The following is a 19,152-nucleotide window of genomic DNA, read 5'->3' as shown; positions in this document are numbered from 1 at the left end:
CGGCTGTAGCGTGATACGGTTGACAAGACGGGACAGCGGAAGGATAGGAAAACCTGCGCCAGATCAAACGCTCCGGCGCAGGTGGTACAGCATGCTTACTGGGAGAACAGCTCGTCGCGGGTGACGGTGGCCGTGCCCAGCTTGCCGACGACGATGCCGCCGGCCCGGTTGGCCGTGCGCACGGCGTCGCCCAGGCCCATGCCGGCGCCCAGCATGGCCGCCATGGTGGCGATCACCGTGTCGCCGGCGCCCGAGACGTCGAACACTTCGCGCGCATCGGTGGGCATGTGCAGCACCTCGTCGGCCGTGTACAAGCTCATGCCTTCCTCGGAACGGGTCAGCAGCAAGGCGTCCAGGCCCAGCTGCGCGCGCATCTGCTGCGCGCGTTCCGTGAGCTGCTCTTCCGTGCTCCAGTTGCCGATCACGCGGCGCAGTTCCGACTTGTTCGGAGTGAGCACTGACGCTCCCGTATAGCGGCTGAAATCATCGCCTTTCGGGTCGACCATGACAATCTTGCCGGCCGCCCGGGCCGCCTTGATCATCTCGGCCACGTTCACCAGGCTGCCCTTGGCGTAGTCCGACAGGATCACCACGTCGTAGTGCGGCAAGAGGGCATTGAATTGCTTGAGCTTGTCGCGCAGCACGGTATCACTCGGTGCATCCTCGAAGTCGATGCGCAGCATCTGCTGCTGACGGCCAATCACGCGCAGCTTGATGATGGTGGAAATGGCCGCATCGCGCTGCAGATAGCTGTGGATACCGCCGCCTTCGAGCAGGCGCTCGACCTGGCTGCCGGCCTCGTCGTCGCCCACCACGCCCAGCAAGCTCGTCTTCGCTCCCAGCGCGGCCGCGTTGCGCGCCACGTTGGCCGCGCCGCCCAGGCGCTCTTCGCGCTTCTCGATACGCACGATGGGCACCGGCGCTTCCGGCGAAATACGGCTGACATCGCCGAACCAATAGCGATCCAGCATCACATCGCCCACCACCAGCAGGCGTACCTGGGCCAGCGCGGCCGGCGCCGTCAAGGCGACTACCTCCTGGGCGCTCATGCGCGCGTCAGGATCGAGCGACCGATCCCGTGGTATTCGATGCCGTTCTCGGCCATGACGGTCGGCTCGAACAGATTGCGCCCATCAAAGATCACGGCCTGCTTCAGACGCGCCTTGACCTGCTCGAAGTCGGGGCTGCGGAAGGCTTTCCACTCGGTCACGATGACCAGCGCATCGGCGTCCTGCAGCGCATCCTTCGGGCTGTCGGCAAAGCGCACCCTGGCCAATTGCGCCGGCGTCAAATCGAGCTGCAGCACGCGGCGCGCCTCGGCCATGGCGACGGGGTCGTACACGGCCACGCTGGCGCCGCGTCCCAGCAGGTCGGCCAGCAGCACGCGGGCCGACGCTTCGCGCATGTCGTCCGTATTCGGCTTGAAGGCCAGGCCCCACACGGCGAAATGCCGGCCCGTCAAGTCTTCGCCGAAGCGAGTGACCACTTTGCGGCCCAGCACCTGTTTCTGCTGGTCGTTGACGGCTTCGACGGCGCGCAGGATCAGCAATTCCTGGCCGTGGCCGCGCGCCGTGCGCTCGAGCGCCTGCACGTCTTTCGGGAAGCAGGAACCGCCATAGCCGCAGCCCGCATACAGGAAGCTGTGGCCGATGCGCGGGTCGGAACCGATGCCGTGGCGCACGGCTTCGATATCGACGCCCACCTTGTCGGCCAGGTTCGCCAGTTCATTCATGAACGAGATGCGTGTGGCCAGCATGGCGTTGGCCGCATATTTCGTGAATTCGGCCGAGCGCACATCCATCCAGTAAGTGCGTTCATGGTTGCGGTTGAACGGCGCATACAGGCTTTTCAGCAATTCGCGCGCGCGTTCGCCGTCCGGCGTGGCGTCGACGCCGATGACGATGCGGTCGGGGCGCATGAAGTCTTCGACGGCCGCGCCTTCCTTGAGGAATTCCGGATTCGATGCCACCGAGAACGTGGCGGCCACGCCGCGCGCATCGAGTTCGCCCTGGATGGCGGCGCGCACTTTTTCGGCCGTGCCGACGGGCACGGTCGACTTGTCGACGATGACCTTGAAGTCCGTCATGTACTTGCCGATGCCGCGCGCGGCGGCCAGCACGTATTGCAGGTCGGCCGAGCCGTCTTCATCGGGCGGCGTGCCGACGGCGATGAATTGCATCGCGCCGTGCGCGGCGGCCGCTTCGACGTCGGTGGAAAAGGTCATGCGTCCGGCGGCGCGGTTACGCGCCACGACTTCTTCCAGGCCCGGTTCATGGATGGGGATGCCACCGCTGTTGAGCAAGGCTACCTTCTGTGCGTCCAGGTCGAGGCAAAAGACGTCGTTGCCCAGCTCCGCCAGGCAGGCGCCGGTCACGAGGCCAACATAGCCGGTGCCGATAATAGTGATTTTCATGGATGTACCGTATGGATAAAAAGCAGGTCTTACATAGAAGTACACGCCACATTGCTCAGGGCAAGGTGACGTGTACGAATCAGTTCATGACGTTAAGTTCTTCTGTGCGGCGCGGTGGATACGTTTCCCACTTGTTACAGCCAGGGCAGTGCCAGTAGAACTGGCGTGCCTTGAAGCCGCAGTGGCTGCACTGGTAGCGGGCCAGCTTCTGCGTGTAGCCGTGCACGAGGTTTTTCACCATCGACAGCTCGGACCAGATGGCGGCCGGGGCGTCCATCATGCGCGCTTCCAGCAGTTTGTCGAGGCCCAGCAGGGTCGGCGTGCGGCGCAGCTCGGCGCTGACCAGCTGCTTCGCCGCTTCCACGCCGTCGAGCTCGATAACGGCCTTGAAGACGACTTCGATCAGGTCGATCGACGATGCCTCTTCCAGGTAGGAACGCAGCAGGTTGACGCCTTCCTGTGCACGGCCCAGCTTGGTGTAGCCATCCATCAGGCGCTGCGCGACCAGGGCCACGTGCGGCACGCTTTGCTGCTCCACGCGGCGCCAGGTGGTCAGCGCGCCTTCCACGTCGCCGCGCGCCAGCAGCACGTCGCCCGTCAGGATGGTGGCGCGCACGCTCTTGCGGTCCGTCTGCAAGGCTTTTTCCAGCAGCGGCATGGCGTCGTCCGGCTTCATGTGCACGAGGGCGTCATGCGCCAGTTCGCAATAGAACTGGGCGATTTCCTTCTGGCGCGCGCCGGCGCCCGATTCCTGCAAGCCCACGGCCGCTTCGATGGCGCGTGGCCATTCCTTTTCGCGCTGGTAGATTTCCAGCAGCGCGCGGCGCGCCTGGGCCGCATATTGCGTGTCGACCAGGCTGTTGAAGGTTTCTTCGGCGCGGTCCAGCAAACCTGCTTTCAGGTAATCCATGCCCAGCTCGTAGGCGGCGTGGCCCTGCTGTTCCAGCGGCAAGTCCGGACGGGCCAGCAAGTTCTGGTGCACGCGGATGGCGCGCTCCGTTTCGCCGCGGCGGCGGAACAGGTTGCCCAGCGCAAAGTGCATATCGGCCGATTCCGGGTCCAGCTTGACGACTTCGATGAAGGCGTCGATGGCCTTGTCATGCTGCTCGTTGAGCAGGAAATTCAAGCCCTTGAAGTAATTGCGCGGCAGGCTGCGCGATTCCGACACCAGTTGATGAATGTCCACGCGCGCGGCGATCCAGCCCAGCGCGAAAAACATCGGGATACCCAAGAGCCACCAGAGTTCAAAATCCATGCGATTGTTTTTATTCGAGTAAGAGAGATAGGAGCGACGGCGCCGCTTACTGCGCGCTCACGCTGTCCGGTTGCGGCTGGACATTGCTGGCCACGCCAACGGTCTGCAGCGCGGCAATGGTGGTCTTTTGCTTGTTCGCTTCGCGGCGGTGACGGAACACGGTCGGCGTCAGCGCCAGTACGCCCAGGCTGGCGCCGGCGACAAAAAAGCCCAGCAGCATCAGGACCAGGGGGCCGCGAATTTCATAATTGAGGAAAACATGCAGGTCGACAACCTGCGCATTCTTCAGCGCAAAACTGAAGAACAGGACGAAAAGAACACAGCCAACGATGGTGGAGATGATTTTCATCGATACGCCCAGAAAGTACAAAAAATGCCGTATGGCACAACCTCGGAATGCCTGACAGAAGCGTAGCGAGCGTCAGTGATTTGTGGCCGAGAAGCGCAACCGTACTGAAGTACGGTGAGCATCGCAGGCCGCAAAGCGCGACGCGCAGCAGCTTATGTCAGGTATTCTCAGCATATTAACAAAAAAAAGCGGCATCCAAGGACGCCGCTCTTTATGTCGCCTTCCAGCAGACGATTAATCCTCGATGATCGGTTGCCCGACCATCGCGTCCACCCGCTCGCGCAACTGTTTGCCCGGTTTGAAGTGCGGTACCCGTTTTTCAGGAACCATCACCTTGTCGCCGGATTTCGGGTTGCGGCCGATGCGCGGGGGCCTGCTGTTCAGGGCAAAACTGCCAAAACCGCGGATCTCGATACGCTGACCGGTCGCCAGGGCGTTGGTCATCGCATCGAGAATGGTCTTGACGGCATACTCCGCATCCTTCGCCACCAGCTGAGAATAACGCTCAGCGAGGCGGTTGATCAGCTCGGACTTTGTCATCTGCCGTATCCGCAGTCTTAGTTCTTGTTATCGAACTTAGCTTTCAACAAGGCGCCCAGGCTGGTGGTACCCGAAGCTGCGTTGTTGTCGGTAGCTGCCATCTTCTGCATGGCTTCCTGGGTTTCAACGTTGTCTTTCGCTTTGATCGACAGTTGGATACCACGGGCTTTGCGGTCGATGTTCAACACCATCGCTTCGACGGTGTCGCCGACTTTCAGGTGCGTACCAGCATCTTCAACGCGGTCGCGCGAGATTTCGGAAGCGCGCAGGTAGCCTTCAACTTCTTCGGACAGTTGGATCACGGCGCCTTTAGGCTCAACCGATTTAACGGTACCGGTGACCAGCGAGCCTTTGTCGTTCATGGCTGCGAAGTTGTTGAATGGGTCACCTTCCAGTTGCTTGACGCCCAGGGAAACGCGCTCGCGCTCAACGTCGATGGCCAGAACGATGGCTTCCAGTTCGTCACCTTTCTTGAAGCGACGCACGGCTTCTTCGCCGGTTTCGGTCCAGGACAGGTCGGACAGGTGCACCAGACCGTCGATGTTGCCGGCCAGGCCGATGAATACGCCGAAGTCGGTGATCGATTTGATCGCGCCGCGGACTTTGTCACCTTTCTTATGGGTAACACCGAAGTCGTCCCATGGATTGGCTTTGCACTGTTTCATGCCCAGCGAGATACGACGACGCTCTTCGTCGATTTCCAGAACCATCACTTCTACTTCGTCGCCCAGTTGGACAACTTTGTTAGGAGCAACGTTTTTGTTCGTCCAGTCCATTTCGGAAACGTGTACCAGACCTTCGATACCCTGTTCCACTTCAACGAACGCGCCGTAGTCGGTCAGGTTCGTTACTTTACCGAACAGACGGGTGCTTTGTGGGTAACGACGGGACAGACCGGTCCAAGGATCGTCGCCCAGTTGTTTCACGCCCAGCGAAACACGGTTTTTCTCTTGATCGTATTTCAGGACCTTGGCGGTGATTTCCTGGCCAACCGTCAGTACTTCCGACGGGTGACGTACACGGCGCCATGCCAGGTCGGTGATGTGCAGCAGGCCATCGATACCGCCCAGATCCACGAACGCGCCGTAGTCGGTGATATTTTTGACGACGCCGGTCACGACCGTGCCTTCTTTCAGCGTTTCCATCAGTTTCTGACGCTCTTCGCCCATCGAAGCTTCGATGACGGCGCGGCGGGACAGAACCACGTTGTTACGCTTGCGATCCAGCTTGATCACTTTGAATTCGAGGGTTTTGCCTTCGAATGGGGTGGTGTCTTTGACAGGACGGGTATCAACCAGCGAGCCCGGCAGGAATGCGCGGATGCCGTTGGTCAACACGGTCAGACCGCCTTTGACTTTACCATTGACGGTACCGACGACGATTTCGCCCGATTCCATCGCTTTTTCCAGAGCCAGCCACGAAGCCAGACGCTTGGCTTTATCGCGCGACAGGATGGTATCGCCGAAACCGTTTTCCAGCGATTCGATCGCCACGGAAACGAAGTCACCAACTTTGACTTCCAGTTCGCCGTGGTCGTTCTTGAATTCTTCGACAGGGATGAATGCTTCGGATTTGAGGCCAGCGTTCACGATCACGAAATTGTGGTCGAGGCGCACGACTTCAGCGGAAATAACTTCGCCGGAGCGCATATCTTGACGCGACAACGATTCCTCGAAGAGCGCAGCAAAACTTTCCATACCGGTAGATTCGTTAGTTGTAACAGTAGACATAGGGTTCACACAGGTTATCCAGCAGAGATCGCACGATGCGACTTAAACTGGGTTAGGTTTTTGACACACCCGGACAGGCCAGGAGCCGTCAACGGGCACCACATAGCACAACAACACGCTATTTTGCTGCAGCTGCATACCATTTCAACACGGCTTCAACGGCATCATCTGCCGTCATTGCCGACGTATCGAGGACATGCGCTCCTTCCGCAGGGACCAGCGGCGCAATCGCACGGTGAGTATCACGTTCGTCCCGCGCCTGCAAATCCATCAGAAGGTCTTCCATATTAGCAGAAAAACCCTTGTCTATCAATTGCTTGTAGCGCCGTTGCGCGCGCGCCTCGACGCTGGCCGTGAGGAACACCTTCAATTGGGCATGCGGGAAGATCACCGTGCCCATGTCGCGCCCGTCGGCCACGAGGCCCGGCGTCTTGCGAAAACCCAGCTGCAAGCTGACCAGGGCATGGCGCACAGTTGGCAATACGGCAATTTTCGACGCCGTATTGCCTACCTCTTCGGCACGGATCTGCTCGGTGACGTTTTCCTGCGCCAGCAGGATCTCGCCATTGGCGAAGTGGCAAGGCAAGTGCTCGGCCAGCTTGGCCAGCGCGTGCTCGTCGCGCAAGTCCGTGCCGCGGCGCAGCGCGCTCAAGGCCGTCAGGCGGTACAGCGCGCCCGAATCCAGGTAATGAAAGCCCAGCTTGTCGGCCACGCGGTGCGCCACCGTGCCTTTGCCGGAAGCGGTGGGGCCGTCGATGGCGATGACTGGGATGGTGGATGTTGGCATTATTTTGTCACTTTAAAAAAACTAAACCCAAAAGGGCTGGGGTCAGCCCCCCGCTTGCGTCAACGCCTGAACTGGCGTTGCAGGTGGAGAGAGCCTGACCCCGGATTTCGGTTAAATAAGAGTATCTTTGGCAATCCCCGCGAAGGCGGCGAAATACTCGGGGAAGGTCTTGGCCACGCATTTCGGGTCGTTGATGCGCATCTCGTTGCCGCGGCGGGCGGCGCCGTCCAGCGAAGCGAGCGAGAAGCACATGGCCATGCGGTGGTCGTCATACGTGTCGATGGTCGCTGCCTGGATTTCGGCCGGCGGCGTCACGCGCAGGTAGTCCGCGCCCTCCTCCACTTCGGCGCCCAGTTTACGCAATTCCGTCGCCATGGCGGCCAGGCGGTCCGTTTCCTTCACTCGCCAGCTGGCGATATTGCGCAAGGTCGAGGTGCCGTCCGCGTACAGGGCCGCCACGGCGATCGTCATGGCCGCGTCGGGAATATGGTTAAAGTCCATGTCGACGGCTTTCAGCACGCCGTTCGAACGCGCCTCGATCCAGTTCTCGCCCATGGTGATGGTCGCGCCCATCTGCTGCAAGGCTTCGACGAAACGCACGTCGCCCTGGATGCTGTCGCGCCCCACGCCTTCCACCCGCACGGGACCGCCGCCGATGGCGCCGGCCGCCAGGAAATACGAGGCCGACGAGGCGTCGCCTTCCACGTGGATCGTGCCCGGGCTTTGATACTGCTGGCCCGGCTGCACGATGAACGACTGCCAGCCGTCATGCTCGACGGTCACGCCGAAGCGGCGCATCAGGTTCAGGGTGATCTCGATATACGGCTTCGAAATCAGCTCGCCCGTGACATCGATGGTCACGGCATGGTCGCGCGCCATCAGCGGCGCCACCATCAGCAGGGCCGTCAGGAACTGGCTCGACACGTTGCCGCGCACGGCGATGCGTTGCGCGTGGATGTGGCCGCGGCGGATGCGCAGCGGCGGGAAGCCCTGCTCGCCCGTGTACTCGATCTGCGTGCCGACGGCGTTCAGCGCGTCGACCAGGTCGCCGATCGGGCGCTCGTGCATGCGCGACACGCCGTGCAAGGTGTAGTCGCCGCCGATCACGGCCAGCGCCGCCGTCAGCGGGCGGATCGCCGTGCCGGCGTTCCCCATGAACAGGTCCGCCTCGTGGTGCGGGAACACGCCGCCGCAGCCTTCCACGTGGTGCACCTGGTGGGCCGTGGCCGGGTCGCCCGTCAATTCATCCTGCGTCCATTTGACGCCCAGCGACGTCAATGCCGTCAGCATGACGAAGGTGTCGTCGGAGGCGAGCAGGTCGATGATCTTCGTCGTGCCCTTGGCCAGCGCGGCCAGCAGCAGCACGCGGTTGGAAATGCTTTTCGAGCCGGGCAAGCGCACCGTGCCTTCGGCATGCATCACCGGCTTCAGATCGATATGGTGGGGGTAGTGCTTGGTCTGGGTCATGCTGGAATCCTTGAGTATTTATCGTGTGGGCGCGGCCGGTATTTCCGCCGTTTCGATCGCCTCGATCCATTGCTGGCGCGCGTGCTGGGCGTTCGCATACACGCCCTCGATGGCGGCGCCGTCGTGCGCGGCCAGGTGAGCGCGCAAGGTCGTCAACTGCGCCAGGTAGGCGTCCAGTTCATGCAGCAGCGCCGGCTGGTTGGCCAGGCTGATGTCGCGCCACATTTCCGGCGATGAGCCGGCGATGCGCGTAAAGTCGCGAAAGCCGCTGGCCGCGTATTGGAACAGCAGGCCCGCGTGCGGTTTCTTGGCGATGTCGTCGACCAGCGCAAAGGCCAGCAAATGCGGCAGATGGCTGACGGCGGCAAACACCTTGTCATGTTCTTCGGGGCTCAAGGTGTGCAGGATGGCGCCGCAGGCGCGCCACGCGACCGCCACGCGCTCGACGTCGACCGCGGCGTTCTCCGCCAGCGGCGTGAGCACCACTTTCTTGCCTTGATATAAATCAATGATGGCCGCATCGGGGCCATTCGTCTCGCGTCCCGCGATCGGGTGGCCGGGCACGAATTGCGCCACTTTGCCACCGAGCGCCGCGCGCGCTGCCGCCACCACGTCGCTTTTCGTGCTGCCCGCGTCGGTCACGATGGTGCCCGGCTGCAGATGCGGCGCGATGGACGAGAGGATGGCGCCCGTCTGCGCCACGGGCGCGGCAACCAGCACCAGGTCGGCGCCAAGCAAGGCATCAGCCATGTCACCGCCGATTTCGTCGATGATGCCCAGCTCCAACGCGCGCGCCATCGAGGCCGGCGAGCGGCCCATGCCGACCACCGTGCCGACAGTACCCGCGTGCTTCAGGGCGCGCGCGAACGAGCCGCCGATCAGGCCCACGCCGAAAATGACGACCTTCTTCAGTGCAGGCGTCGTCATATGGTCAGGCCAGCGCTTTCGTCAGCGCGGCGATGAAGATGGCGTTTTCCTGCGGCAGGCCGATGGAAATGCGCAGCCATTGCGGCAAGCCGTAGCTGCCGACGGGGCGCACGATCACGCCCTGTTTGAGCAGCGCCAGGTTCACGCGCGCGCCGGCGCCGTCGTCGTCGCCCACCTTCACCAGCACGAAATTGCCGTGCGACGGCACGTATTCCAGGCCCAGGGCATCGAACGCCTCCGTGAACTGCTGGTAGCCGGCTGCGTTGTTGCGCGCGCTTTGCTCGAGGAATGCCTTGTCGTTCAGGGCGGCGATCGCGGCGGCCTGCGCCAGCGAATTGACGTTGAACGGCTGACGGATGCGGTTCATCAGGTCCGTCAGCACCGGCTGGGCGATGGCAAAGCCGATGCGCAAGCCGGCCAGGCCATACGCCTTCGACAAGGTGCGCGACACCACCAGGTTCGGATACTGGCGTACCCAGGCCGTCGACTCGTACTGGTCGTCGGCCGACAGGAATTCGTTGTAGGCTTCGTCGAGCACGACGACGACGTGCGCCGGCACTTTCTGCAGGAAGGCTTCCAGCTGCGCGGCCGACAGGAAAGTGCCGGTCGGGTTGTTCGGGTTGGCGATGAAGACCAGACGCGTGTCGTCGGCAATCGCCGCAGCCATCGCGTCGAGGTCATGGCCGTAGGCTTGCGCCGGCACGACGATGTGGCGCGCGCCCAAGCCTTGCGTGGCCAGCGCGTACACGGCAAACGAGTACTGCGAGTAGACGACGGATTCGCCATGCTGCACGAAGGCGTGCGCGGCGATTTCCAGGATGTCGTTGCTGCCGTTGCCCAGGGTGATCCAGTCGGCCGGCACGTCGTAGCGCTTCGACAGCACGGCTTTCAAGTCGAAGCCGTTGGCGTCCGGGTAGCGGCCCAGGTCGTCGATGGCGGCGATCATCGCCTGCTTCGCTGATTCCGGCATGCCGTACGGGTTTTCATTCGACGCCAGCTTGACGATGGCTGCCTCGTCGAGGCCGAATTCGCGCGCGACTTCCGCGATCGGTTTGCCGCTCTGATAAGGGGCGATGGCGCGGACGTATTCTGGACCGATATTTTTAGACATGGTGTTCTTTAAAAGTTGGTGAATGATTAGGCTGGTGGCTGTTGTTGGGTTACGCTGCCCAACCCAAGCTACGGCTTACCGTGGTTGTTTGTTGGGTTACGCTGCACTAACCCAACCTACAGCTTACCGTAGGTCGGATTAGCGCAGCGTAATCCGACACCAGTCAACGAAGTCACAGACTGACCGGATACGACCCCAGCACCTTGAAAAACGCCGCATTGCTCTGCAGTTCGGCCAGCGCCTGGGCGACGGCCGCGTCGTGCACGTGGCCCTCCACGTCGACATAGAAATAATACTCCCAGCTGCCCATGCGCGCCGGGCGCGACTCGAAGCGCGTCATCGACACGCCGTGCTTGGCCAGTGGCGCCAGCAGCTGGTACACGGCGCCCGCCTTGTTCGGCACGGCCAGCACCAGCGAGGTCTGGTCCTTGCCCGACGGCGCCGTCTGCAAGGTGCCCACGACGGCAAAGCGCGTGCGGTTGTGCGGGTCATCCTGGATATGGCCCTTGACCACGCCCAGCTTGTACTGCGCGCCGGCCAGTTCGCTGGCAATCGCCGCCACCGTGCCGTCTTCGCCGGCCATGCGGGCCGCCTCGGCATTCGAGGCTACGGCGCGGCGCTCGATGTGCGGGTAGTTCTGGTTCAGCCAGACCTGGCACTGCGCCAGCGCCTGCGAATGGGCGCAGATGGACGTGACGCCATCCATGTTGCCGCTCTTCGTCATCAGGCTGTGGTGCACGGCAATGGCGACTTCACCGCTGATGATGAGACTAGTCTGCAGCATCATGTCCAGGGTGCGGTTGACGGCGCCTTCCGAGGAATTTTCGATCGGCACGACGCCAAAGTCCGCCGTTCCCGCCTCGGCGGAACGGAATACTTCATCGATGGACGCGCACGGCAAGCCTTCGACGGCGCTGCCGAACTGCTGATACACGGCCTGTTCGCTGAAGGTGCCGGCCGGGCCAAGGTAGGCCACGGTCACGCGCTTTTCCAGCGAGCGGCAGGACGACATGATTTCGCGGAAGATGGTCTGCACTTCGCGGTTGCCCATGGGGCCGGGATTGCGCTCGGCCACGCCGCGCAGCACCTGCGCTTCGCGCTCGGGACGGAATACGGGCGCCTGCGTCTCGGCCTTCACGTGGCCCACCTGCTGGGCGATTTGCGCGCGGCGGTTCAGCAGTTCGAGGATTTGCGCGTCGATCGCATCGATCTGTTCGCGCAGCGGTTTCAATTTATCGGTCATGGATGGTTTGTTTCGTCAGCTGTACTTCAATCATGGCCGCGCGGCCTGCGCCGGCGGCGGGCCGGCGCGGTCGGTTAAGCGACTCAGCGTCCGGCAAACTCGTTCAGATAATTCACCAGGGCTTGCACGCCCTCGATCGGCATCGCGTTATAGATCGATGCACGCATGCCGCCGACGGACTTGTGGCCCTTCAGTTGCAGCAGGCCGCGCTGCTTGGCGCCGGCCAGGAATGCGTCGTTCAGACTTTCATCGCGCAGATAGAACGGGATGGTCATGCGCGAACGGTATGCGGGGTCGACCCGGTTCTGGTAGAAGTCGTCCGCGTCGAGCGCCGCGTACAGCAGCGCCGCTTTCTCAATATTACGCTGTTCCATGGCTGCAACGCCACCCTGGCGTTTGAGCCACTGGAAAACCAGGCCGGCGATATAGATGCCGTAGGTGGGCGGCGTGTTGTACATCGACTCATGTTCGGCCACGATGGTCCAGTCAAAAGCCGACGGGCAGATCGGCAGCGCCTTGCCCAGCAAGTCTTCGCGCACGATGACCAGGGTCAGGCCGGCCGGGCCGATATTTTTCTGCGCGCCGCCGAAGATCACGCCGTATTGCGACACGTCGATCACGCGCGACAAAATGTGCGAGGACATGTCGGCCACGATGGTGGTGCCTGCCGGCACGTTCGGCGCCTGCTGGAATTCCACGCCGTCGATGGTTTCATTGGTGCAGATGTGCAGGTAGGCGGCGCCCGGCGTCAGCTTCCATTCGGCGACGGGCGGCACGCCAGTGAAACGGGCAGCCTTCGAGGACGCGGCCACGTTCACATTGGCATACTTGGCCGCTTCCTGGATCGACTTGCCCGACCACGAGCCCGTGTGCACGAAGTCGACGGTGGCCGGCTGCTGCGCGGCCAGGCCCACCAGGTTCATCGGGATGATGGCGTTCTCGCCCAAGCCGCCGCCCTGCAGGAACAGGATTTTATAGTTCTCGGGCACGGCCAGCAGCTCGCGCAGGTCGGCCACGGCCTGCTTGTAAATGGAAATGAATTCGGGACCACGGTGGCTCATTTCCATCACCGACATGCCGCTGCCGTGCCAGTCCTGCATCTCGGCGGCCGCTTGCGCCAGCACTTCCTTGGGCAGGACGGCGGGGCCGGCGGAGAAGTTGTAAATAGGGCTTAAGGCTTGATGGGTCACGATACAGTCCTTGGCGAAAATAAGAATTATTGGGGCGACTGCGTGGCCGCCCGCATGACCTGATCAAGCACGGCGTTCACGCGGGGGATCAGCACGCGCTGGCTGATGGCCATCGATTCGGCCGACAGCTGCGGCATGGTGGCCAGCATCTTGCGGCCCAGCGGCGTCTTGTAAAAGGCCGTCAGCTGCTCGACTTCCGGCACCGTGTAAAAACGCGCATACAGGGGCACCATTTCGTCGCCCAGCTCGTCGATCAGGGTCGGGTCGGCCAGTACCTGCGTCAGGGTGGCGATGGCCAGGGGGATTTCTTCCTCGGCGCTGGCCAGCGCACGCGCCTTGCGCTGCTCGTCCAGTTTCGGGTTGCTGTTGATTTGCTGCTGCGCCGACTGGCGGATCATGGCGGGCACCGATTGCAGCATCTGGTCGAAGATGCTGCGCGTCAGTTGCGGGAACTGCATCGCGTCGAGCATGCGCCGCACGGCCACTTTCATGGCGGGGCTGGGCGCCGCCTGGCGCGCGGGTGTGGCTTGCGTGCTCTGGGCCAGGGCCGGCAGGCTCGCGAGGAAGGCCAGCGAAAACGCGGCAAAGAAGGTGGCGACGATTTTTCTCATGGCATGCGGGATGTTGAATGAATGGTAAAAGGGCACTGCCGGATGCATGTCGGCTTACGCCCGACGGGCTAAGCCGACCTACGAAATTCTGCTGGCGGCACCACGAAAAGACGCGCCAATAGCAATTGGGGCTCCCGAAAGAGCCCCAATCATCTTACTCCGGCTGGGCCGGGTCAACAGGATCGGCTGGTTCGGCCGCTGCCGGCGCGGCATCCGTACCCGCCTCCGTCGTCAGCTCGACTTCGTCGATATCCGTTTCCACCACGCGCTGCAGGCCGGATAGCTTGGTGCCGTCTTCCACGGCGATCAGGGTCACGCCCTGTGTCGCGCGGCCCATCTCGCGGATTTCCGACACGCGGGTGCGGATCAAGACGCCACCGGTGGTGATCAGCATGATTTCATCGCTGGCATCGACCAGGGTCGCGGCAACCACTTTACCGTTGCGCTCGCTGGTCTGGATGGCGATCATGCCTTTCGTGCCACGGCCATGACGCGTGTATTCAAGAATCGGCGTACGCTTGCCGTAACCGTTTTCCGTAGCCGTCAGCACCGACTGCTGCTCGTTCTCGGCCACCAGCAGGGCGATCACGTGCTGGCCTTCTTCCAGGTTCATGCCGCGCACGCCGCGCGCCGTACGGCCCATCGGACGCACATCGTTTTCGTCGAAGCGCACTGCCTTGCCCGAATCGGAGAACAGCATCACGTCGTGCTGGCCGTCGGTCAGCGCCGCGCCGATCAGGAAGTCGCCGTCGTCCAGGTCGACCGCGATGATGCCGGCCTTGCGTGGATTGCTGAAGTCCTTCAGCGGCGTTTTCTTGACGGTGCCGAGGCTGGTCGACATGAACACGTAATGGTCTTCCGGGAACGTGCGGTTCTCGCCCGACAACGGCAGGATCACGGTGATCTTTTCGTTGTCCTGCAGCGGGAACATGTTGACGATCGGCTTGCCGCGCGAGTTGCGCGAGCCTTGCGGCACTTCCCATACCTTCAGCCAGTACATGCGGCCGCGATCCGAGAAGCACAGGATGTAGTCGTGCGTGTTGGCGATGAACAGCTGGTCGATCCAGTCTTCCTCTTTCGTCGCCATCGCCTGCTTGCCGCGGCCGCCGCGCTTCTGCGCGCGGTATTCGGTGATCGGCTGGGCCTTCATGTAACCGGTGTGCGACAGGGTCACGACCATGTCCTGCGGCGTGATCAGGTCTTCCGTTTCCAGGTCGGTCGCGTTCAATTCGATCTGCGAGCGGCGCACATCCTTGTTGCCGGCGCCGTATTCGTTCTTCGCCGCCGTCATTTCATCGGTGATGATGACGGTGACGCGTTCCGGCTTGGCCAGGATGTCGAGCAAGTCGGCGATATGTTCCATCACGTCCTTGTACTCGTTGACGATCTTGTCCTGCTCCAGACCGGTCAGGCGCTGCAGGCGCATCTGCAGAATTTCCTGCGCCTGGTCGTCCGACAGCTTGTACAGGCCATCCGTCTGCATGCCGTAGTGCTTCGGCAGGTTTTCCGGACGGTAGGCATCGACGCCGCCCGGCGTCGTGCCGTCGCCCGTACGGGCCAGCATTTCGCGCACGACGGACGAATCCCAGGCCTTGGCCATCAGCTCGACCTTGGCGATCGGCGGCGTCGGCGCGGCCTTGATGATGGCGATGAAGTCATCGATGTTGGCCAGTGCGACCGCCAGGCCTTCGAGCACGTGACCGCGTTCGCGCGCCTTGCGCAGTTCGAACACGGTGCGGCGCGTGACCACTTCGCGGCGGTGCGACAGGAAGCATTGCAGCATCTGCTTGAGGTTCAGCAGCTTCGGCTGACCATCGACCAGGGCCACCATGTTCATGCCGAAGGTGTCTTGCAACTGGGTCTGCTTGTACAGATTGTTCAGCACCACTTCCGGCACTTCGCCCCGCTTCAGCTCGATCACCACGCGCATGCCCGACTTGTCGGATTCGTCGCGGATGTCGGAAATGCCGTCGAGCTTCTTGTCGCGCACGTTTTCAGCGATGCGTTCCAGCAAGGATTTCTTGTTGACCTGGAAGGGCAGCTCGTCGACGATGATGGCGATGCGGCCGCCATCCTTGCCGTATTCCTCGAAGTGGGTCTTGGCGCGCATGACAACGCGGCCGCGGCCCGTGCGATAGCCGTCGCGCACGCCGGACACGCCATAGATGATGCCGGCCGTCGGGAAGTCCGGCGCCGGGATCAGCTCGATCAATTCATCGATCGTGCAATCGGGGTTGCGCAGCACGTGCAGCGCGCCGTCGATGACTTCGGTGATGTTGTGTGGCGGAATGTTCGTCGCCATGCCGACGGCAATACCGGACGAGCCATTGATCAGCAGGTTCGGGATACGCGTCGGCAAGACCGTCGGTTCCTTTTCCTTGCCGTCGTAGTTGGGCTGGAAGTCGACGGTGTCCTTGTCGATATCGGCCAGCAGCTCGCCGGCGATCTTGTCGAGGCGGCACTCGGTGTAACGCATCGCCGCGGCGCCGTCGCCGTCGACGGAACCGAAGTTGCCCTGGCCATCGACGAGCATGTAGCGCAGCGAGAAATCCTGCGCCATGCGCACCAGTGTGTCGTAGATCGAGGCATCGCCGTGGGGATGGTATTTACCCATGGTTTCGCCGACCACGCGGGCGCACTTGACGTAAGGGCGGTTCCACACGTTATTCATTTCATGCATCGCGAACAAGACGCGGCGGTGCACTGGCTTCAAGCCATCGCGCGCATCGGGCAAGGCGCGACCGACGATCACGCTCATGGCGTAATCGAGGTAGCTCTTGCGCATCTCTTCTTCGAGGGAAATAGGAATTGTTTCTTTTGCGAATTGATCCATTGGCGGTTCGACTGATCTCAGGCTGTGGTTAACTTATCTGTTACGCAATGTATGACGCAATACTGCATATCCTGGGTGGCTGTCGTCGTGGACGCCGCGCCGCGCGCTGCTGGCGTGGCCCGGCTTCCATGTCGCAGAGTGCCGAAACAAATCGGCGGGCTGGTGGCAAAGCCAGTACGGGTACCGCAAGGGTACGTGCTGGCCATGCAGTGCCGCCGTGGGCATTTGCCCGGCACTCTTAACAGTCAAGCGCACGATTTTAGCATGCGCGCCCAGCTACCTGTACAAATTGGCCAGACCAGCAACATTGGCAGTTTGCACCGGGGTCGTGCATGTTGCTCTGCCGATAATGCACAACGGCAATGTCAGTTCAAGATACCTGCCCTTAAAAGTGGCAAGAAAAGCGATCAATTGTTACAGATGCGTTACAAATGGGCATTTTCGTTGCGCAAAAACAACGCACGGTCTAAAATCGGGCAAGCTTTGATTTAACCACGGTCGTGCGCCCCTGATGCGTGTGGCAAAATGACTGGGAAGTTAATTGCTAGTTTCGCAATCTGAAACGAGCGCATATGGTCTACATGATAAAATCTTGGCACGTAGCACCAGTAGCGCAGTGTTGTTCTGCGGATATCACCCCCCGAAAGGAAAAAAGAATGAATAAATTTGTAACGCTGTTTTTCGCTGCATCCGCAGTGATTGCTGGCTCGGCTTCGGCCCAAACCCCAACCTCCCCACCATTCGCGCCAGTTACCACTGACATCCAAGCACCAAGCCCAAAAAGCGCTTACGTGCAAGATGCCCGCGGCGTGATCGTGCGTGACCCATTCGGCCTGTGCTGGCGCACCGGCTACTGGACACCTGCTGACGCAGTGCCAGGTTGCGACGTACCACTGTGCGTAGAGCCAGAAACCCTGCAAGACGGCAAATGCGTAGCACCTCCAGCGCCAGTCGTACCAGCACCAGCACCAGCACCTGTCGTGCCAGTGCCAGTCGTTGTTGCTCCTACCTCGGAAAAAGTCAGCTTCGCTGCTGATGCATTCTTCGATTTCGACAAAGCTACGCTGAAGCCAGAAGGCAAAGCCAAGCTGGACGAGCTGTCCGCACAACTGGGCGGCATCAACCTGGAAGTCATCATCGCTGTGGGTCACACCGACTCCGTCGGTACCGATGCTTACAACCAAAAACTGTCGGTACGTCGTGCTGATGCTGTCAAAGCCTACCTGGTCACCAAAGGCGTTGAAAGCAACCGCGTGTACACCGAAGGCAAAGGCGAGAAACAACCTGTTGCTGATAACAAAACTGCCGAAGGCCGTGCGAAAAACCGTCGCGTGGAAATCGAAGTTGTTGGTACCCGCAACAAGTAATAGCTGCCCCCTCGACTCGCCGCAAATCATCGCGCAAGTCAAGAACAGCTGAAAAACCCCGCCACGGCGGGGTTTTTTTTCGTCCGTGGCTGCCCAATTGTAAAATTGCCGCTATTATTCGACCTATGAACGCCGACCCTCTCGAAATCCAAAAATTCAGTGAGCTGGCCCACCGCTGGTGGGACCCCACTTCCGAGTTTCGTCCCCTGCACGAAATTAATCCCCTGCGCCTCGAATGGATCAACGCGAAAGTGCCGCTGGCCGGCAAACGCGTGATCGACATCGGCTGCGGCGGCGGCATCCTGGCCGAATCGATGGCCCGCAAGGGCGCCGACGTGACGGGCATCGACCTGTCCGACAAGGCATTGAAAGTGGCCGACCTGCACAGCCTGGAATCAGGTGCCAAGGTACGCTACAAGCTGATCGCCGCCGAAGCCATGGCCGCGGAAGAGCCGGGCCAGTACGACGTCGTGACGTGCATGGAAATGCTCGAGCACGTGCCGGACCCCGCCGCCATCGTCAAGGCTTGCGCCACCCTGGTGAAACCGGGCGGCCACGTTTTTCTGTCGACCCTGAACCGCAACCCGAAAGCGTATCTGTTCGCCATCCTGGGTGCCGAATACCTGCTGCGTCTGCTGCCGAAAGGCACGCACGACTATGACAAATTCATCACCCCGGCCGAACTGTCGCAATACCTGCGCAGTGCCGGCCTGGACGTCAACAGCATGCGCGGCATGGGCTACAATCCGCTGACCAAGATTTACTCACTTAATAGCGATACCAGCGTCAATTATCTGGTGGCCTGCACCCGGCCGCTGTAACCATCACGCACAATACAAGGCGGCTGCGGCCGCCATTTTTCATTCCTACTTGACACACTTTGCCCGCCATGATCACTGACCATCTGCCAGCCCCGCGCGCCATCCTGTTCGACCTCGACGGCACCCTGGCCGACACCGCGCCCGACCTGGCGGCGGCCATCAACCTGCTGCGCGCGCGCGCCGGCCTGGCGCCGACTCCGTATGACATCCTGCGCCCCACGGCCTCGGCCGGCGCGCGCGGCATGATCGGCGCATCGTATGGCGTCCAACCGGGCGAAAGCGGCTACGAAGCCCTGAAAGACGGCTTCCTGAACAATTACGAAGCGGCCCTGGCCGTGGAAAGCCGCTTGTTCGACGGCATCCCCGCCATGCTGGAAGGCTTGCAAGCGCTGGGCCTGGCCTGGGGCGTGGTCACCAACAAAGCCGCCCGCTTCACCGACCCGCTGGTGGGCCAGATCGGCCTGGGCGGCGCCGGCTGCGTGATCTCGGGCGACACCATGCCCCACCC

The 19,152-nt window shown here is 61.8% G+C and carries 18 protein-coding genes; 4 read left to right on the top strand and 14 right to left on the bottom strand.

All coding sequences use genetic code 11. The annotated features are described in order from the left end of the window. Positions 1–95: 95 nt before the first annotated feature. The 14 genes from rfaE1 to gyrA form a co-directional block, all read right to left on the bottom strand. A complete protein-coding gene (rfaE1, locus tag CSQ95_RS17135) occupies positions 96–1,049 on the bottom strand; it encodes a D-glycero-beta-D-manno-heptose-7-phosphate kinase (protein ID WP_070219403.1) in 954 nt (317 codons plus the stop codon). Continuing rightward, on the bottom strand, positions 1,046–2,413 hold the full coding sequence (locus tag CSQ95_RS17130) for a UDP-glucose/GDP-mannose dehydrogenase family protein (protein ID WP_099410374.1): 1,368 nt from the start codon (positions 2,411–2,413) through the stop codon (positions 1,046–1,048). The genes rfaE1 and CSQ95_RS17130 overlap by 4 nt, the downstream gene beginning before the upstream one ends. Before the next feature lie 79 nt (positions 2,414–2,492). Beyond that, positions 2,493–3,668 carry a lipopolysaccharide assembly protein LapB gene (lapB, locus tag CSQ95_RS17125; RefSeq protein ID WP_070219401.1) on the bottom strand — a complete coding sequence of 392 codons (1,176 nt, stop codon included), beginning with the start codon at positions 3,666–3,668 and terminating at the stop codon, positions 2,493–2,495. A 46-nt stretch (positions 3,669–3,714) separates the two neighbouring features. Beyond that, entirely contained in the window at positions 3,715–4,017 is a 303-nt protein-coding gene (locus CSQ95_RS17120; RefSeq protein ID WP_029496228.1) for a lipopolysaccharide assembly LapA domain-containing protein, read from the bottom strand. A gap of 234 nt (positions 4,018–4,251) precedes the next feature. After that, positions 4,252–4,557: an integration host factor subunit beta gene (locus CSQ95_RS17115; protein ID WP_008446215.1), complete on the bottom strand. Its 306-nt coding sequence runs from the start codon at positions 4,555–4,557 to the stop codon at positions 4,252–4,254. Positions 4,558–4,574: 17 nt separating this feature from the next. Beyond that, entirely contained in the window at positions 4,575–6,287 is a 1,713-nt protein-coding gene (gene rpsA, locus CSQ95_RS17110) for a 30S ribosomal protein S1 (protein WP_071650172.1), read from the bottom strand. Between the two features lie 118 nt (positions 6,288–6,405). Further along, the gene (cmk, locus tag CSQ95_RS17105; RefSeq protein WP_099410373.1) at positions 6,406–7,074 is read right to left on the bottom strand and encodes a (d)CMP kinase; all 669 of its coding nucleotides are present in this window, start codon (positions 7,072–7,074) and stop codon (positions 6,406–6,408) included. 111 nt (positions 7,075–7,185) lie between these two features. Further along, the gene (gene aroA / locus CSQ95_RS17100; protein ID WP_099410372.1) at positions 7,186–8,541 is read right to left on the bottom strand and encodes a 3-phosphoshikimate 1-carboxyvinyltransferase; all 1,356 of its coding nucleotides are present in this window, start codon (positions 8,539–8,541) and stop codon (positions 7,186–7,188) included. Between the two features lie 18 nt (positions 8,542–8,559). Continuing rightward, entirely contained in the window at positions 8,560–9,468 is a 909-nt protein-coding gene (locus tag CSQ95_RS17095) for a prephenate dehydrogenase/arogenate dehydrogenase family protein (protein WP_099410371.1), read from the bottom strand. 4 nt (positions 9,469–9,472) lie between these two features. Continuing rightward, complete coding sequence (gene hisC / locus CSQ95_RS17090; protein WP_099410370.1) at positions 9,473–10,579, bottom strand: histidinol-phosphate transaminase; 1,107 nt, start codon at positions 10,577–10,579, stop codon at positions 9,473–9,475. 172 nt (positions 10,580–10,751) lie between these two features. Further along, positions 10,752–11,822 (bottom strand): prephenate dehydratase, encoded by a 1,071-nt coding sequence (pheA, locus tag CSQ95_RS17085; RefSeq protein ID WP_099410369.1) that lies wholly within the window; start codon positions 11,820–11,822, stop codon positions 10,752–10,754. 83 nt (positions 11,823–11,905) lie between these two features. Then, on the bottom strand, positions 11,906–13,012 hold the full coding sequence (gene serC / locus CSQ95_RS17080; RefSeq protein WP_257218089.1) for a 3-phosphoserine/phosphohydroxythreonine transaminase: 1,107 nt from the start codon (positions 13,010–13,012) through the stop codon (positions 11,906–11,908). 26 nt (positions 13,013–13,038) lie between these two features. Beyond that, entirely contained in the window at positions 13,039–13,623 is a 585-nt protein-coding gene (locus CSQ95_RS17075; RefSeq protein ID WP_162995581.1) for a DUF2059 domain-containing protein, read from the bottom strand. Positions 13,624–13,777: 154 nt separating this feature from the next. Continuing rightward, positions 13,778–16,456 carry a DNA gyrase subunit A gene (gene gyrA / locus CSQ95_RS17070; RefSeq protein ID WP_099410367.1) on the bottom strand — a complete coding sequence of 893 codons (2,679 nt, stop codon included), beginning with the start codon at positions 16,454–16,456 and terminating at the stop codon, positions 13,778–13,780. Between the two features lie 51 nt (positions 16,457–16,507). On the opposite strand from gyrA, the gene CSQ95_RS29185 reads away from it, so the two are divergent. The 4 genes from CSQ95_RS29185 to CSQ95_RS17055 form a co-directional block, all read left to right on the top strand. Continuing rightward, on the top strand, positions 16,508–16,948 hold the full coding sequence (locus CSQ95_RS29185) for a hypothetical protein (protein ID WP_143449993.1): 441 nt from the start codon (positions 16,508–16,510) through the stop codon (positions 16,946–16,948). A 164-nt stretch (positions 16,949–17,112) separates the two neighbouring features. Next, entirely contained in the window at positions 17,113–17,823 is a 711-nt protein-coding gene (gene ompA, locus CSQ95_RS17065; RefSeq protein ID WP_099410366.1) for an outer membrane protein OmpA, read from the top strand. Between the two features lie 125 nt (positions 17,824–17,948). Beyond that, a complete protein-coding gene (gene ubiG, locus CSQ95_RS17060; protein ID WP_070219394.1) occupies positions 17,949–18,644 on the top strand; it encodes a bifunctional 2-polyprenyl-6-hydroxyphenol methylase/3-demethylubiquinol 3-O-methyltransferase UbiG in 696 nt (231 codons plus the stop codon). A 68-nt stretch (positions 18,645–18,712) separates the two neighbouring features. Continuing rightward, on the top strand, positions 18,713–19,152 hold a 440-nt coding region (locus CSQ95_RS17055; protein ID WP_180279082.1), incomplete at its 3' end, for an HAD family hydrolase.

The sequence above is a fragment of the Janthinobacterium sp. BJB304 genome (assembly GCF_002735765.1).
In the GTDB taxonomy this organism is placed as follows: Bacteria; Pseudomonadota; Gammaproteobacteria; order Burkholderiales; family Burkholderiaceae_D; genus Janthinobacterium.
Note: the sequence above shows the minus strand (reverse complement) of the source record. Positions and strands in the feature narration are given on the sequence as shown.

What these genes read in the sequence shown, in the direction of transcription:
- hisC (WP_099410370.1), bottom strand. Translation starts at nt 10,579, where the DNA reads ATGTCTAAAAATATCGGTCCAGAATACGTCCGCGCCATCGCCCCTTAT.
- CSQ95_RS17130 (WP_099410374.1), bottom strand. Translation starts at nt 2,413, where the DNA reads ATGAAAATCACTATTATCGGCACCGGCTATGTTGGCCTCGTGACCGGC.
- CSQ95_RS29185 (WP_143449993.1), top strand. Translation starts at nt 16,508, where the DNA reads ATGACGCAATACTGCATATCCTGGGTGGCTGTCGTCGTGGACGCCGCG.
- gyrA (WP_099410367.1), bottom strand. Translation starts at nt 16,456, where the DNA reads ATGGATCAATTCGCAAAAGAAACAATTCCTATTTCCCTCGAAGAAGAG.
- ompA (WP_099410366.1), top strand. Translation starts at nt 17,113, where the DNA reads ATGAATAAATTTGTAACGCTGTTTTTCGCTGCATCCGCAGTGATTGCT.
- ubiG (WP_070219394.1), top strand. Translation starts at nt 17,949, where the DNA reads ATGAACGCCGACCCTCTCGAAATCCAAAAATTCAGTGAGCTGGCCCAC.
- CSQ95_RS17115 (WP_008446215.1), bottom strand. Translation starts at nt 4,557, where the DNA reads ATGACAAAGTCCGAGCTGATCAACCGCCTCGCTGAGCGTTATTCTCAG.
- lapB (WP_070219401.1), bottom strand. Translation starts at nt 3,668, where the DNA reads ATGGATTTTGAACTCTGGTGGCTCTTGGGTATCCCGATGTTTTTCGCG.
- rpsA (WP_071650172.1), bottom strand. Translation starts at nt 6,287, where the DNA reads ATGTCTACTGTTACAACTAACGAATCTACCGGTATGGAAAGTTTTGCT.
- cmk (WP_099410373.1), bottom strand. Translation starts at nt 7,074, where the DNA reads ATGCCAACATCCACCATCCCAGTCATCGCCATCGACGGCCCCACCGCT.
- CSQ95_RS17095 (WP_099410371.1), bottom strand. Translation starts at nt 9,468, where the DNA reads ATGACGACGCCTGCACTGAAGAAGGTCGTCATTTTCGGCGTGGGCCTG.
- rfaE1 (WP_070219403.1), bottom strand. Translation starts at nt 1,049, where the DNA reads ATGAGCGCCCAGGAGGTAGTCGCCTTGACGGCGCCGGCCGCGCTGGCC.
- pheA (WP_099410369.1), bottom strand. Translation starts at nt 11,822, where the DNA reads ATGACCGATAAATTGAAACCGCTGCGCGAACAGATCGATGCGATCGAC.
- CSQ95_RS17075 (WP_162995581.1), bottom strand. Translation starts at nt 13,623, where the DNA reads ATGAGAAAAATCGTCGCCACCTTCTTTGCCGCGTTTTCGCTGGCCTTC.
- CSQ95_RS17120 (WP_029496228.1), bottom strand. Translation starts at nt 4,017, where the DNA reads ATGAAAATCATCTCCACCATCGTTGGCTGTGTTCTTTTCGTCCTGTTC.
- aroA (WP_099410372.1), bottom strand. Translation starts at nt 8,541, where the DNA reads ATGACCCAGACCAAGCACTACCCCCACCATATCGATCTGAAGCCGGTG.